Genomic DNA, 15,291 nt, shown 5'->3' on the forward strand with positions numbered 1-15,291 from the left:
TGTTATCTTTGACACATCACCGAACAGGAGCACCATGTTTTCACGCAAATTCCATTCTTGTGCACAGCTGATGCTGGCCACCTTGCTGATGGGCTTTGTTGCCGCGTCCCCCGCACGCGCGCAGCAGGCGGCCGTCAAATTGCCGAATGTGGTGATCCTGGCCACGGGCGGCACCATCGCCGGCAGCGGCGCCGACAGCACCACCACCGTCGGCTACACCTCGGCCACCGTGGGCGTCGAGCGCCTGATCGCGGCCGTGCCGGAATTGAAGAAAGTGGCGAATGTGAAAGGCGAGCAAGTGTTCCAGATCGCCAGCGAAAGCATGGGCAACAGCCACTGGCTGGCCCTGGCCAAGCGCATCAACGTGCTGCTGGCCTCGAACGATGTCGATGGCGTGGTCGTCACGCACGGCACCGACACCATCGAGGAAACGGCGTATTTCCTGAACCTGACCGTGAAAAGCCACAAGCCGGTCGTGGTGGTGGGCGCCATGCGTCCCTCGACCGCCATCTCGGCTGACGGTCCCATCAACCTGTACAACGCCGTGATGCTGGCCGGCAGCAAGGAAGCCGTGGGCAAGGGCGTGCTGGTGGCCTTGAACGACCAGATCAACGCGGCGCGCGAAGTGACCAAGACAAACACGTCCACCACCGACACGTTCAAGTCGCCGGAACTGGGCATGCTCGGCTACATCCAGGGCAGCAAGCCTTTCTTCTATCGCCAGTCGACGCGCAAGCACACCCTGGAATCGGAATTTGACATCAGCAAGCTCGACGCTTTGCCCCAAGTGGACATCGTCTACGGCTATGCCAACATGAACCGTGTCGGCATGGACGCCTTCATTGCCGCCGGCGCCAAGGGCATCATCCACGCGGGCGTGGGCGATGGCAGCGTGGCCGCGCAAATGAAGCCGGCCCTGGTGGAAGCGCGCCAGAAGGGCGTGCTGATCGTGCGTTCGAGCCGCGTCGGCCAGGGCATCGTGGCGCGCAATGGCGAAGCCAACGACGATGAACTCGACAGTGTCGTATCCGACACCCTGAACCCGCAAAAAGCCCGCATCCTGCTGATGCTGGCCTTGACCAAAACCAACAGCACGCAAGAAATCCAGCGTATTTTCTACACGTATTGATCATGACCGCGCCAGATTCAGCCTCATTGGCTGAATCTGGCTGATTTACGCTTGCCCGCTTTGCTGCCATACTTCGCTTCTGAATAATTTCCTGGCAGAAGCAGCAACACTGTTCCTTCTCCCCCTGTCCATGGCTATCCTGTCCGACATCATCCTGTATCCGATCAAATCGTGCGCCGGCATCCATTTGCGCGAGGCGGTCCTGACGCGCTCAGGGCTGATGAGCGAGCACGTGTTCGACCGCGAATGGATGGTGGTGGACCCGCAGGGCCGCTTTCTGACCCAGCGCGAGCATCCGCGCATGGCGCTGATCGTGCCATCCATCAAGGCCAGCACGCTGGAATTGCGCGCGCCGGGCATGCTGCGCCTGGAAATCGAGCTGGGCTTGCCGCATCCGCAACTGGCACCGATGCTGGAGGTGCAGGTGTGGGACGATACCGTGCGCGCCTACGATTGCGACGAGGTGACGGCGACATGGTTTTCCCAGGCCATCGGCGTGCCGTGCCGCCTCGCGCGCTTTCACCCGGACGTGGTGCGCGCCACGAGCACCAAATGGACGGATGGCGTTGCCGCCTCGACCATGTTTGCCGACGGCTACCCGGTGCTGATCGCGGGTGCCGCCTCGCTGGCCGATGTCAACGACAAGCTGCGCGCCGCCGGCCGTGAACCGCTGCCGATGAACCGCTTCCGGCCCAACCTCGTCATCGGCGATATCGGCGCCTTCGAGGAAGACTACGCCGCGTTCCTGCAATTGGGCGCGACGACCTTGAAACCCGTCAAGCCGTGTTCGCGCTGCCCGATCCCGTCGGTGGACCAGGCCACGGGCGTGCCCGGCCCGGATCCGCTCGACGTCATGCATGGCTATCGCGCCAAGCCCGAACTCGACGGCGCCATCTGCTTCGGCATGAACGCCATCGTCACCGAAGGCGGTGATGAGCGTATCGTGGTGGGGCAGGACATCGGTTTCGAACTGGCATTTTAAGCATGGCGCCCGTACACAAGGGTTTAAGGTTTCTATGAATCAAGCAATACCGCCGGACCCGCGCATTGCCAGCCTCGAAGCCGAAAACCAGGCCTTGCGCGCGCGCATGGCTTTCCTGCTGGAACAGGTCGAGCGCAACCACGACATCATGTGCCGCCACCAGGCGTTCGACCTGGAAATCGTCAGCGCGTCCACGTTTCCCGAGTTGATCGGCACCATTTTCCGCACCTTGCCCGTGATTTCCGACCTCGACGGCGTCACCTTGAGCCTGCTCGACGAGGATGACGATATCGTGCTGGTGATGGAAAAGCTGGGCGTCGATTTCAGCGCCTTCCCACAGTTGCTGTTCGTGCATGCCGTGGCGGAGCTGGGGTTTACGTCGCCGGTGCCGGCGGCCGAGGGCGAAGCGGCCTTGCCGCCATCGCCGTTGCTCGGTGCCTTCGACGCGGCCGTGCATGGCCCGCGTTTTCCGCAGATCGCATCTCTGCGCAGCGTGGCGCTGGTGCCCTTGTTGCGCAACAAGCGCCTGATCGGCAGCCTGAACCTGGCCAGCAGCGACGTGACGCGCTTTACGCCCGCGCTGGGCACGGATTTCATCAAGCACATGGCGTCCATCATCGCCATTTGCCTGGAAAACGTGATCAGCAATGAAATGCTCAAATACATCGGCTTGACCGATTCCCTGACGGGCGTCTACAACCGCCGCTATATCGACCGCCGCCTGCTGGAAGAAATCGCCCGCGCGCGGCGCCAGAATTATTGCATCTCATGCATGTATATCGATATCGACCATTTCAAGCTGTTCAATGACAAGCATGGCCACCAGGGCGGCGATGAAGTGCTGCGCGAAGTGGCCACGCGCATCCGCACGGAATTGCGCCGCTCCGATGCACTGGGCCGCTTCGGCGGCGAAGAATTCGTCGTGCTGCTGATCGACGCCGACCTCGACAGCGCCACGTTTGTTGCCGAACGCATCCGCGCCAGCATCGCCGGCACCATGTTCGACTTGCCGGGCAGCGCGCAAGCGTGGGTCAGCGTGTCGATCGGCGTGGCCAGCCTTGAAGCGGACGCGGCGCTGCTCCCGATCGAAACGGTGGCGCAGCAACTGGTGGCGCACGCCGACCAGGCCCTGTACCAGGCCAAGGCCGATGGCCGCAACAAGGTCGTCAGCTGGCAGCCGCAGAGCAGCTGAGCAAGATCGGCTGATTATTTCAATAGCAAGGTTTCGGCCTTGGCCACGGCGTCGGCCGTGCCGCGCAGCACCACCACGTCGCCGCTGGCCAGCTGCGTTTCGGGGCTGACATCGAGGCTGCCGCGGCCGCGGCGGATGGCCGTCACAAACGCGCCGCAGCCGGCCACGTCGATCGCACTCAAGGGCAAGTCCACGCAGTGCGCGCCTTCGCTGACGGTGACCGTATGCAGGCGCTCCAGTTCGGCATCGTCGCCCGCGTCGCTGGAACCGTGGAAATAGCCGCGCAGGGAGGCATAGCGCTCCTCGCGCGCCGCCTGTACCCGGTGCACCACGCGGCGCAGGGGCACGCCCATCATGATGAGCGCGTGCGAAGCGAGCATCAGGCTGCCTTCCATCAATTCCGGCACGACTTCGGCCGCACCCGCGCTTTTCAGCTGGTCGAGGTCGGTATCGTCGTGGCTGCGCACGATGACGGGCAAGGTCGGCGCCATTTCTTTGAGTAAATGCAATAACTTCAGTGCCGATGGGGTATTCGCATACGTGATCACCACGGCGCTGGCCCGGTAGATGCCGGCCGCCACCAGGCTTTCGCGCCGGCCCGCGTCGCCATACGAGACGTGGGCGCCGGCCAGCTGCGCTTCCTGCACCCGTTCCGGGTCCAGGTCCAGCGCGTGGTATTCGATCTTTTCCTCCGCCAGCAGGGTGGCCAGGCTTTGCCCGCTGCGCCCGAAACCGGCGATCAGCACGTGTTTCTGCGAAGCCATCGTGCGCGTGGCGATCTTCGTCAGCGCCAGCGATTGCATCATCCAGTCGTTGGCGGCCAGTTTCATGACGATGGCGTCCGACTTGGCGATGAGGAAGGGCGCCACCAGCATCGACAGCACCATCGAGGCCAGCACCACCTGCACGACGAACGGGTCCATCAACTTGATGCCGCCAGCCAGATTCAGCAGCACGAAGCCGAACTCGCCCGCCTGCGCCAGCGCCAGGCCCGTGCGCAATGACACGCCTGTCGATGAGCCGAACAGCCGGGCCAGGCCCGCGATCAGGGTGAATTTCAGCAGCACGGGGCCGCACAGCAAGAGTAGGACGAGCCACCAGTTATCGAGCACCACGCGGATATTGAGCAGCATGCCGACGGTGATGAAGAACAGGCCCAGCAGCACGTCGCGGAACGGTTTGATATCCTCTTCCACCTGGTGCTTGAATTCCGTTTCGGAAATGAGCATGCCGGCCACAAACGCCCCCAGGGCCAGCGACAGCCCGGCGCGCTCCGTGATCCAGGCCGCGCCCAGGGTGATCAGCAGCAGATTGAGCATGAACAATTCCTGCGAGCGGCGCTTGGCGACGATGGTCAGCCAGCCGCGCACCATCTTCTGGCCGAGGAACAGCAGCAAGATCAGCACGACCAGGGCCTTGCCGCCGGCCCAGGCCAGGGTTTCGGCCAGGTTGTCCGAATCGCGCGTGAGGGCGGGAATCAGGATCAGCAGGGGCACGACGGCCAGGTCCTGGAACAGCAGGATGCCGATGATCTTGCGGCCGTGCTCGCTTTCGAGTTCCAGCCGCTCCGTGAGCATTTTCGAGACGATGGCCGTCGACGACATGGCCAGCGCGCCGCCCAGGGCGAACGCGGCTTGCCAGCTCAGGTGGATGTAGGCGGACAGGTAGCGCCCGACGAACCAGCCGAAGACGACGGTGGCGATGATGGTGGTGACCACCTGCGCCATGCCAAGGCCGAAAACGATGCGCCGCATGGCGAGGAACTTGGGCAAAGAAAACTCGAGCCCGATGGAAAACATCAGGAAGACGACGCCGAACTCGGCCAGGGTATGGCTGGCTTCGTTTTCCGCCGCCAGGCCCAGCGCATGGGGGCCGATAACGATGCCAACGGCCAGATAGCCGAGCATGGGCGGCAAATGCAACATTCTGAAAGCGACCACGCCCAGCACGGCGCTGCCGAGTAACATCAGGGTCAGTTCAAGCGAGGAAAACATGGGTTGCCCGGTACGGTCAATGGAAATCGTTGTTTGTTGTGACTGGCAAGTTTTTTGCTTTCCTAATTCGTTTATACTTTGGGCATGAGTGTAACCCATGAAAAAACAATGCTGAAAGCTTTTGATCGAATTGACATGCAAGCGACGACCGAGCGCGCCGTCGCGCTGGCCCGCACCACCTTGCAGATCGAGTCCGACGCCATCAATGCGCTGCACGCGCGCCTGGCAACGGACGACAGCGTGGGCCGCGCCGTGGCGCTGCTGCTGCAGTGCAAGGGGCGTGTCGTCGTCTCGGGCATCGGCAAGTCCGGCCATATCGCGCGCAAGATTGCCGCCACCCTCGCTTCCACCGGCACGCCGGCCCTGTTCGTGCATCCGGCCGAAGCGGCCCATGGCGACCTGGGCATGGTCACCTCGGACGATGCTTTTATTGCCATCTCGTACTCGGGCGAGTCGTCCGAACTGATGGCCATCATGCCCGTCGTCAAGCGCATGGGCGGCATACTGATTTCCATGACGGGCAAGCCGAACTCGAGCCTGGCCCAGCTGGCCGATGTGCACCTGGATATTTCTGTTGAAAAAGAGGCCTGTCCGCTGAATCTGGCGCCGACGGCCAGCACCACCGTCACCCTGGCTCTGGGCGATGCGATCGCCGTGGCCTTGCTCGACTTGCGCGGCTTCAAGGAAGAGGATTTCGCCCGCTCGCACCCGGGCGGCGCCCTGGGCCGTCGCCTGCTTACGCACGTGCATGACGTCATGCGCAGCGGCGAACGGGTGCCGAAAGTACCCGTGGACGCCTCGCTGCTGCAGGCGCTGGAAGAAATGACGAAGAAGGGCATGGGCATGACGGCCGTCGTCGATGCGGACAACCGCCCCGTGGGCGTGTTTACGGATGGCGACTTGCGCCGCATGTTCGAGCGCGTGCAGGATTTCACGCAAGTGGCGATCCGCGACGTCATGCATGCGCAGCCGCGCAGCATCGCGCCAGAACGCCTGGCTGTCGATGCCGTGGCCGTGATGGAACAGTTCCGCATCAACCAGATGCTGGTCGTCGATGCCGACGGCAAGCTGGTGGGCGCCCTGCATATCCATGATCTGACGCAAGCGAAGGTGATCTGATGGAGAGCGTAGCGGACAACCTGGCGCGCGCGGCCAAGGTCAAACTGATGATCTTTGACGTCGACGGCGTGCTTACCGACGGCAGCCTGCATTTCGGCCCCGATGGCGAAATGATGAAAACGTTTAATGTGTATGATGGCCTGGGCATCAAGCTGCTGCAGGAATCCGGTGTGCAGACGGCCATCATCAGCGCGCGCCGCTCGTCCATCACGGCACGCCGCGCGCAAGACCTGGGCATTACCCATGTGCACCAGGGCGGTCACGACAAGCTGACGCCGTTTCGCGAACTGCTGGCGCTGACGGGCTTGACGGAAGAGCAATGCGGCTACATCGGCGACGACGTCATCGATGCACCCATCCTGCGTCGCGTGGGCTTTGCCGTCAGCGTGCCGGGCGGGCGTCCGGAAGCGCAGGGCCTGGCGCACCATGTGACGCAGGCCGGCGGCGGCCGCGGCGCGGTGCGCGAAATCTGCGAATTCCTGCTGCGCGCCCAGGACAACTATGCGCGCGTCATGGCGCCGTTCCTGGAGTGAGGTGCGCCTTGCCGCCAGTGACCTATGAAAGAGTGAAACCCTATGCGTAAGCCAGGAGGCGCCCATCGCTGGCGCATGATTTTTACCCTGCTGGGCGCGGTCGTCGTCGCGCTGGCCAGCTTTTGGCTGCTTGAAGTGATGAACAAGAATGGCCAGGACATCAAGGCCAGCAAGAATTTGGGTGAGCCCGACTATTTCATCACCAATTTCAGCCTGGTGCGCATGGACTTGACGGGTAAGCCCAGCTATATCGTGTCGGGCAACAAGCTCACGCATTATCCGGCCGACGATTCGTCCGATATCGACCAGCCCTTCGTGCGCAAGCTCACGCCGGGCATGCCGCCGTTGAACATGAATGCGGAACTGGCGCATATCGACCAGGACAATACCCGGCTGCAACTGCACCGCAAGGTCGTGATCGACCGCGTGGCCAGTCCGAAGGCGCAGAACCTGACGGTCAGGACGGAAGCGCTGACGGTGTTTCCGGACGAAGAAAGAATGGAAACGGACGTGCCTGTCGATATCCTGACGGGCGCCTCGCGCATCAATGGTATCGGCATGAAGGCCAATAACGCCACCGGCGTGGTGGAAGTGCAGAATGCCTTGCGCATGGTCCTCCCGCCGAAACCGCGCCCGGCCGCGGCGGCAAAATGACAGAATGAAACAAGGAAACCATACTATGAAGAACATCTTGCTGTTGAGCGTATTTTCTCTGGCCCTCATGGGCGTGGCGCATGCCGAGAAGGCCGATTCCGAGAAGGAAGCCGTCATCACGGCGCGTAGCGGCCACGTCGATGACGTCAAGCAGATTCGTACCCTGACGGGCGACGTCGTGCTGGTCAAGGGCACGCTGACCATGAAGGCGGGCCGGGCCCTGATCACGGAAGACCCGCAAGGCTACCAGTTCATCACTTTCTGGGCCGATCCCGGCAAGCTGGCCACCTTCCGCCAGAAGCGCGATGGCGCCGGCGACCTGTGGGTCGAAGGCGAAGCGGAGCGCGTGGAATACGACAACAAGACGGAAGTGGTGAAACTGTTTTCCAAGGCCAAGCTGACGCGCCTGGAGGGCACGAAAGTGACGGATGTGGCCAATGGCGCCTTCATCTCGTACGACAGCCGCAAGGAAGTATTCAAGATGGAAAATTCCGACAGCGGCACCAGCACCTCCGATGGCGGCAGCGTGCGCATGGTGATCCAGCCGAAGACTAAGGCGCCCGCGGTGGAGAAAGCGCCGGCCACACCTGTGCCAGGAACGAAATAATGGACAATACCCGTTGCGGCAGCACCCTGATCGTTCGCGGACTGCAGAAAACCTATGGCAAGCGGCAAGTCGTGCATGATGTCTCGCTGCAAGTCGAATGCGGCGAAGTGGTGGGGCTGCTGGGCCCGAACGGCGCCGGCAAGACCACCTCGTTCTACATGATCGTCGGCCTGGTGCCGTCGGATGGCGGCAGCATCGACATCAGCGGCGTGGACATTTCCAGCCTGCCGATCCACCGCCGCGCACAGATGGGCCTGTCGTATCTGCCGCAGGAGGCGTCCGTGTTCCGCAAGCTGACGGTGGAAGACAATATCCGCGCCGTGCTGGAAATCCAGACCGTCGAAGGCCGTCCTTTGAAGAAGGCCGAGATCGAGGAACGCCTGGATAAACTGCTGGCCGACTTGCAGATTGAAAAGTTGCGCGAGAACCAGGCGCTGTCCCTGTCGGGCGGGGAGCGCCGCCGCGTGGAAATCGCCCGCGCCCTGGCCACCGATCCCCGTTTCGTGCTGCTCGACGAACCGTTCGCCGGCGTCGACCCGATCGCCGTGATCGAGATCCAGCGCATCGTGCGCTTCTTGAAGGAGCGCAATATCGGCGTGCTGATCACCGATCATAATGTGCGCGAGACGCTGGGTATCTGCGACCGTGCCTACATCATCAACCAGGGCTCGGTACTGGCGTCGGGACGCCCCGACGACATCATCGCGAACGAGTCGGTACGCCGGGTCTATCTGGGCGAACACTTCCGCATGTAAGCCAATGAAACAATCATTGCAGCTGCGCACTTCGCAGCACCTGGCACTGACGCCGCAGTTGCAGCAATCGATACGCCTGTTGCAATTGTCTACTCTGGAATTGCACCAGGAACTCGAGCAACTGCTGACGGACAATCCCTTGCTCGAGCGCCTCGACGATCCGCTCGACCGTTCGCTGCGCCTGCTGTCCGACGGGGCCTTGAGCTCCACGGCCGCGCCGGCCGAAGCGCCGCCCCAGCCGCCAGGCCAGGAGGCGCCCGCGGCGCCGGCCGAAGCGGAAACCTTTGACGGCGAGGCGGGCGAGGGCCCGGCCGCCGCGGATGGCGGCGACAGCGACTGGAGCGAGGCGAGCCGGGGCAAGGCGCCCGACGACGAAGATTCCCGCCCGCAACTGGAGGCCCATCACTGCACCCTGCGCGAACACCTGATGGAGCAGATGCGCGTGACGGTGCTCGAATTGCGCGACCGCGCGCTGGTCGAGCTGATCATCGACGCGCTCGACGACAATGGCTACCTGGAAGAGTCGCTCGACGACATCCTGGCGCGCCTGCCGGAAGAGCTGGAAATCGATGCCGACGAGATGCGCACGGCCTTGTCGCTGCTGCAAAGTTTCGATCCACCGGGCGTGGGCGCGCGCAATGCGTCCGAATGCCTGGCGCTGCAAATCAAGCGCTTGCCGCACATCGCCATGGTGACGCGGCGCATGGCCCTCGTCATCGTGGAAAAGCACCTGGCCTGGTTTGCCCAGCGCGATTTTAACAAGCTGAAAAAAGCCCTCGATTGCGACGATGAAGACTTGCGTGAAGCGCAGACGGTAATTCGCCAGTGCAACCCGCATCCGGGCGCCGTGTTCGCTGCGGACGTGTCCGATTACGTGGTGCCCGACGTCGTCGTCAAGCGCGCGCGCAATGGCTGGCAAGTGACCCTGAACAACGACGTCATGCCGCGCCTGCGCGTCAACGCCATGTACGCCAACTTGCTCAAGCAGGGCAAGGGCGAGGGCGCCATGGGTGCACAGTTGCAGGAAGCCAAGTGGCTGATCAAGAATATGCGCCAGCGCTTCGACACGATTCTGCGCGTGGCGCAGGCGATAGTAGAAAGACAAAAGAACTTTTTCTCGCATGGGGCCGTTGCCATGCGCCCCCTTGTGCTCCGTGAAATAGCTGATACACTGGGTTTACACGAGAGTACTATCTCGCGGGTAACAACTCAAAAGTACATGCTGACCCCGCACGGCATGTTCGAGTTGAAATATTTCTTTGGTAGCCACGTCGCCACCGAAGCGGGGGGCGAAGCGTCATCGACGGCGATACGGGCATTGATCGTGCAACTGACAGGAGCAGAAGACCCTAAAAATCCTTTATCCGACAGTAAGATTGCGGACATGCTGGGGGAACAAGGCATGGTGATTGCGCGACGTACTGTTGCCAAATACCGGGAAGCGTTAAAAATTCCGCCAGTGAGCCTGCGTAAGTGTTTGTAAGTTTTTTTCGGTTCCTCTGCGGGCCGGATACGATGGACCGCACGAACCCGATCATCTTTAGGAGTGTGTATGAATCTCACCATCAGCGGACATCATCTCGAAGTGACACCAGCCATCCGTGAATACGTACAAACGAAGCTGGAGCGCGTGAAACGTCATTTCGATCAAGTTATCGATATCGCCGTGATTCTGACCGTGGATAACCTCAAAGAGAAAGAAAAACGTCAAAAGGCCGAAGTCAACCTGCGTTTGAGTGGCAAAACTGTCTATGTGGAAAGCCTGGCGCACGACCTGTATGCCGCGATCGATACCCTGATCGACAAGCTCGATAGGCAAGTGATGAAATACAAAACCAAAGTGCAAGGGCATGGTAAAGAGGCGATCAAGCATCTGCCAGACAGTTCGGAAGAAGAATTCGCCCCCGCCTAAGCGGCCCGCGACTTTCAACCGGCTGTGATCAACTAAGGGCGCACATTGCGCCCTTTTTTGCGTCCAGCGAAACGCAATGTTCGCCGCGCAGGCGCTAGAATGTTTGCACTTTCACTTCTTTCCTGCCTGCCATGAGCGACCTCGTCCAGATTTCCATCCGCCACCGCACGGGCCACATCGTGCTCGACCGTCCGAAAGCCTTGAATTCCCTGTCGCTGGAGATGGTGCGCGCCCTGAGCGCGGCCTTGCTGGCATGGCGCGACGATCCGCAGGTGGACGCCGTGGTGATCCGCTCCAGCAGCGAAAAAGCCCTGTGCGCGGGTGGCGACATCCGTTTCTTTTACGATGCGGGCCTGGCCACGCCGCAGGGCGGCAGCGCCTTGCTGGAAGATTTCTTTACGGAGGAATATGCTTTAAATCATTTGATCCATTTTTATCCGAAACCGTATATCGCCGTCATGGATGGGGTGGTGATGGGCGGCGGCATGGGCGTGGCGCAAGCGGGGCCCGGCAACCGCCTGCGCATCGTCACGGGCCGCACGCGCATGGCCATGCCGGAAGTCAATATCGGCCTGTTCCCCGATGTGGGCGGCAGTTACTTTTTGTCCCGTCTGGCGGGTCAGCTGGGCCTGTACCTGGGCTTGACGGGTTTGACGATCAACGCGGCCGACGCCCTCTACACGGGCCTGGCCGATGTCTACCTGCCCGAGGCGCAGATGGGGGCGCTGCTGGCCCTGTTCGAGTCCACGCCGGGCGAAGGCTTGCCGGTCGCTATCAAGGCACTGGCGGCACCATTCCAGGCCGAGGCGGGCGCTTCCCTCCTGGCCACGGCGCGCGCGGCGCTGGACCGCCACTTCAGCGCGGGTTCAGTGGCCGCCATCATGGCCTCGCTGGCGCAGGATGACGGCGCATTCGCGGCGAAGGCGCTGGCGGCCATGCGCCTGCGCTCGCCCTTGATGATGTCGGTGACCCTGGAGTTGCTGCAGCGGGGCGCCCACCTGGGCGTGGCCGATTGCCTGCGCATGGAGCGCACGGTGGTGCGCCACAATTTCGAACATGGCGAGGTGCTCGAGGGCGTGCGCGCGCTGGTGGTCGACAAGGACAATGCCCCGCGCTGGCAGCCTGCCAGCCTGGACGGGGTCGACGCGGCCATGGTGGCGCGCTTCTTCGTCCCCGTGTGGCCGGCGCAAGCCCATCCGCTGCGCCACCTCGACTGATTAAGAGCGCTCGCGGTGGCGCAGCACGACTCTTTCTTTGGGGCCGAAATACTGCGCCAGCCGTTCCGCCATGTACACGGAGCGGTGCTGGCCGCCCGTGCAGCCCAGCGCCACCGTCAGGTAGCTGCGGTTGTCGGACTTGAACGACGGCAGCCATTTTTCGATGAAGGCGCGAATGTCGGCCAGCAGCTCCAGCGCGCTCGGTTGCGCGTCGAGGAAGGCGATCACGGGCGCGTCGCGGCCGTCGAGCGGGCGCAGGGCCAGGTCGTAATAGGGATTGGGCAAGGCCCGCACGTCGAAGACGAAATCGGCATCGAGCGGCACGCCCAGCTTGAAGGCGAACGATTCGAAGAACAGGGTCAGCGGCGCGCGCTCTGAGGCGACGATATCCTTGATCCATGCGCGCAATTTGTTGGCGCTCAGTTCCGAGGTATCGATCACATGGCCCAGCTGTTCGATGGCCGACAGGCGTTCGCGTTCTTCCGAGATGCACTCGATCAGGGTGCGGCGGCTGGCCGGATTCTGGTTCGGGCGCAACTCGTGCGACAGCGGATGGCTGCGCCGCGTTTCCGAGAAGCGCGCCACCAGCGAATGCGTGGTGGCTGTCAGGAACATGACCTTGACGTCATGCCCCTGGTCGCGCAACAGCGCGACATTGTGCGGCAAGCTGACGAGCGATTCGGCGCTGCGCGCATCGACGGCGACGGCCAGTTGCGGCGTGCCTTCGTCGAGCAAGGTTTGCACCAGGCTCGGCAGCAAGGCCGGCGGCAGGTTGTCGACGCAATAGTAGCCGGTATCTTCCAGCACATTGAGCGCGACGGATTTACCGGAGCCGGATATTCCGGTGATAAGGACGATATGCATAGCCCGATCATACAATAAAGACCGGCACCGCGCTCCCGATGCAATTATCTTTACAAATTATTGCAATTTGGGCTGTGATATTTCTTTGCTGCACGCGCCAACAATGCTGTCGGATTACGCGGGGCCTTGCCCCACCTCGGCGGCCCCGCTAATCCGACCTTGTATTATTCCCCTCATGCCGTTCGTGGTATTGCGAACGGTATCGACCGCTGTCAAAATCTTGATAGGCATATCAAGACCGGGTAACTGGATGCCGTATCCGCCCTTAGGCCCCGAGCCAGCTCCGTAGATCTCGCACCAGTTACCCATCCTCCATGTCAAGATCGGACAGTATCTTTGGCACCGGCATGCCGGTTAGCCCGCATTTGCAAGGTAGATCGCAAGAGGACCACAGCATGTTTAATTTAGGAATCGACGTTGCCAAGGCCAAGCTCGACTGCGCGCTGCGCCTGCCCAACGGCAAGCATCGTAACAAGGTTGTCGAGAACAACCACCAAGGATTCACCGCGCTCCACGCATGGCTGCTGAAGCATGCTGCCGGCAGCCCCAGGGTGTGCATGGAAGCGACGGGCACGTATTGGGAAGGGGTTGCCGAATATCTCGCTGGACTTGGCATGGTGGTCAGTGTCATCAATCCAGCCCAGATCAAGGCCTTCAGCGCTTCACGCCTGGTGCGCACCAAGACCGACAAGGTCGACGCACAGCTGATCGCCGACTTCGCCCATGAACGCCAGCCAGAGCCCTGGCAGGCGCCATCGCCGGCCGAGCAATCGCTGCGCGCGCTGGTGCTGCGCCTCGATGCCTTGCAAGCGATGCGCCAGCAGGAAAGCAACCGGCTTGAAGTGGCGCGCGCGGCGGTACGCCAGGGTATCGAGGATCATATTGCCTGGCTCGACGCCGAGATCAAGGCGCTGATCCTGGCGATCCGCCGTCATATCGATGACGACCCGGATTTACGCGGCAAGCGCGAATTGCTCGATAGCATCCCTGGCCTGGGCGAGCGCACGATTCCCGTGCTGCTGTCCTACTACGCCAATCCTGAGCGCTTCGACAGCGCCAAGCAGGCGGTGGCGTTTGCGGGCCTCGATCCGCGCCAGCACGAGTCAGGTTCCAGCGTGCGTGGCAAGCCACGCATGTCGAAGGTCGGCCACAGTTTCCTGCGCAAGGCACTGTACATGCCGGCCATGGTGGCAGTGCATAAGACGCCTTGGGGCAAGCGCTTCGGTCAGCGTCTGCGTGACGCCGGCAAAGCGCCCAAGCTGATCATCGGCGCCATGATGCGCAAGCTGGTGCACGTGGCATTCGGCGTGCTCAGGTCGGGAAAAATATTTGATCCGGCCTTGCACGCCGCTTGACGGGGATAACAGTATCTACGTTGCTAATCGCCGCTCATGGCGAGGCGTTGCCGTTCCATGAACTCCTGCAAGGTATCGATGCCGCGCAGCTGCAGAATCGTGTTGCGCACGGCCGCTTCCAGCAGGACGGCGATGTTGCGGCCGGCGGCGACGGGGATGACGACCTTGCGCACGGGCAAGCCCAGTACGTCTTCCGTGGGAAACAGGAAGGGCAGGCGCTCGACTTCTTCTTCCAGCGCGTTGCGGCGCACCAGGTGCACGATCAGTTTCAGGCGCATCTTGCGGCGCACGGCCGTTTCGCCAAAGATGGCCTTGATGTCGAGCAAGCCCAGGCCGCGCACTTCCAGCAGGTTTTGCAACAGGGGCGGGCAGCGGCCTTCGATCATGTTCGGCGCGATGCGCGAGAATTCGACGGCGTCGTCGGCCACCAGGCCGTGGCTGCGCGAAATCAGCTCCAGCCCCAGCTCGCTCTTGCCCAGGCCCGAATCACCCGTGATCAGCACGCCCACGCCCAGCACGTCCATGAACACGCCATGCATGATGATGCGCTGCGCCAGTTTTTTCGACAGGTAGACGCGCAGAAAGTCGATCACTTGCGCGGCCGGCAGCGGGGTGGAGAACAGGGGGATGTTTTGCTCGTCGCAGATGGCGAGGATGTCGGGCGGCGTTTCCAGCCCTTGCGCGATGATCAGCGCGGGCGGACCGCCGGCGATCAGTTCGCCGATCACGTGGGTGCGCGTGTTGACCTTCAGGCGCTGGTAGTAATTGATTTCCTGGTGACCGAAGACCTGGATGCGGCCCGGATGGATCAGGTTCAAGTGGCCCACCTGGTCGGCGGCCGACGAGACGTCGCCCGAGATCAGGCGCTCGCCGCCGGGGAAGCCGGCGAACCAGCCCAGTTGCAGACTTTCACGATTGTCGTCGTACAGGCGTTGTATCGTCAGCGGCGTTTGCAACATGGCAGTCTTCTTCAGGAGT

15 protein-coding genes are annotated in these 15,291 nt (G+C 62.2%); 12 read left to right on the top strand and 3 right to left on the bottom strand.

The window, feature by feature from the left end:
- Positions 1-34: 34 nt before the first annotated feature.
- The 3 genes from D9M09_RS00465 to D9M09_RS00475 all read left to right on the top strand — a co-directional run bounded on the left by D9M09_RS00465 (position 35) and on the right by D9M09_RS00475 (position 3,303).
- Complete coding sequence (locus tag D9M09_RS00465) at positions 35-1,129, top strand: type II asparaginase (RefSeq protein ID WP_121668345.1); 1,095 nt, start codon at positions 35-37, stop codon at positions 1,127-1,129.
- Positions 1,130-1,259: 130 nt separating this feature from the next.
- Positions 1,260-2,111, top strand: a complete 852-nt coding sequence (locus tag D9M09_RS00470; protein WP_070292352.1) for an MOSC domain-containing protein — start codon at positions 1,260-1,262, stop codon at positions 2,109-2,111.
- Positions 2,112-2,145: 34 nt separating this feature from the next.
- A complete protein-coding gene (locus tag D9M09_RS00475) occupies positions 2,146-3,303 on the top strand; it encodes a GGDEF domain-containing protein (protein ID WP_070221656.1) in 1,158 nt (385 codons plus the stop codon).
- A gap of 14 nt (positions 3,304-3,317) precedes the next feature.
- On the opposite strand, the gene D9M09_RS00480 is transcribed toward D9M09_RS00475, so the two are convergent.
- Positions 3,318-5,297 carry a monovalent cation:proton antiporter family protein gene (locus D9M09_RS00480; RefSeq protein ID WP_070221655.1) on the bottom strand — a complete coding sequence of 660 codons (1,980 nt, stop codon included), beginning with the start codon at positions 5,295-5,297 and terminating at the stop codon, positions 3,318-3,320.
- Positions 5,298-5,381: 84 nt separating this feature from the next.
- Between D9M09_RS00480 and D9M09_RS00485 the strand changes: the two genes are divergently transcribed.
- The 8 genes from D9M09_RS00485 to D9M09_RS00520 all read left to right on the top strand — a co-directional run bounded on the left by D9M09_RS00485 (position 5,382) and on the right by D9M09_RS00520 (position 12,094).
- Complete coding sequence (locus tag D9M09_RS00485; RefSeq protein ID WP_070221721.1) at positions 5,382-6,416, top strand: KpsF/GutQ family sugar-phosphate isomerase; 1,035 nt, start codon at positions 5,382-5,384, stop codon at positions 6,414-6,416.
- Positions 6,416-6,949: a KdsC family phosphatase gene (locus D9M09_RS00490; protein ID WP_121668346.1), complete on the top strand. Its 534-nt coding sequence runs from the start codon at positions 6,416-6,418 to the stop codon at positions 6,947-6,949. The genes D9M09_RS00485 and D9M09_RS00490 overlap by 1 nt, the downstream gene beginning before the upstream one ends.
- Positions 6,950-6,991: 42 nt before the next feature.
- A complete protein-coding gene (lptC, locus tag D9M09_RS00495; protein ID WP_070221653.1) occupies positions 6,992-7,603 on the top strand; it encodes an LPS export ABC transporter periplasmic protein LptC in 612 nt (203 codons plus the stop codon).
- Between the two features lie 25 nt (positions 7,604-7,628).
- On the top strand, positions 7,629-8,210 hold the full coding sequence (lptA, locus tag D9M09_RS00500) for a lipopolysaccharide transport periplasmic protein LptA (RefSeq protein ID WP_121668347.1): 582 nt from the start codon (positions 7,629-7,631) through the stop codon (positions 8,208-8,210).
- Positions 8,210-8,965 carry an LPS export ABC transporter ATP-binding protein gene (lptB, locus tag D9M09_RS00505; protein ID WP_034753325.1) on the top strand — a complete coding sequence of 252 codons (756 nt, stop codon included), beginning with the start codon at positions 8,210-8,212 and terminating at the stop codon, positions 8,963-8,965. Before lptA ends, lptB begins: the two co-directional genes overlap by 1 nt.
- 4 nt (positions 8,966-8,969) lie before the next feature.
- Positions 8,970-10,448, top strand: a complete 1,479-nt coding sequence (locus tag D9M09_RS00510) for an RNA polymerase factor sigma-54 (protein ID WP_070221651.1) — start codon at positions 8,970-8,972, stop codon at positions 10,446-10,448.
- 69 nt (positions 10,449-10,517) lie between these two features.
- Positions 10,518-10,877: a ribosome hibernation-promoting factor, HPF/YfiA family gene (hpf, locus tag D9M09_RS00515; protein ID WP_070221650.1), complete on the top strand. Its 360-nt coding sequence runs from the start codon at positions 10,518-10,520 to the stop codon at positions 10,875-10,877.
- 131 nt (positions 10,878-11,008) lie between these two features.
- Positions 11,009-12,094, top strand: coding sequence for an enoyl-CoA hydratase/isomerase family protein (locus D9M09_RS00520; RefSeq protein ID WP_121668348.1), 1,086 nt, complete (start codon positions 11,009-11,011; stop codon positions 12,092-12,094).
- On the opposite strand, the gene rapZ is transcribed toward D9M09_RS00520, so the two are convergent.
- Positions 12,095-12,958: an RNase adapter RapZ gene (rapZ, locus tag D9M09_RS00525; protein WP_070221648.1), complete on the bottom strand. Its 864-nt coding sequence runs from the start codon at positions 12,956-12,958 to the stop codon at positions 12,095-12,097.
- A 395-nt stretch (positions 12,959-13,353) separates the two neighbouring features.
- Here rapZ and D9M09_RS00535 point away from each other — a divergent pair, with 395 nt between their 5' ends.
- Positions 13,354-14,313 (top strand): IS110 family transposase, encoded by a 960-nt coding sequence (locus D9M09_RS00535; protein ID WP_121668350.1) that lies wholly within the window; start codon positions 13,354-13,356, stop codon positions 14,311-14,313.
- A gap of 23 nt (positions 14,314-14,336) precedes the next feature.
- Here D9M09_RS00535 and hprK read toward each other — a convergent pair whose 3' ends face one another.
- Positions 14,337-15,272: an HPr(Ser) kinase/phosphatase gene (gene hprK, locus D9M09_RS00540; RefSeq protein ID WP_034753337.1), complete on the bottom strand. Its 936-nt coding sequence runs from the start codon at positions 15,270-15,272 to the stop codon at positions 14,337-14,339.
- Between the last annotated feature and the right edge of the window lie 19 nt (positions 15,273-15,291).

Source organism: Janthinobacterium agaricidamnosum (assembly GCF_003667705.1).
Taxonomy (GTDB): Bacteria; Pseudomonadota; Gammaproteobacteria; order Burkholderiales; family Burkholderiaceae_D; genus Janthinobacterium.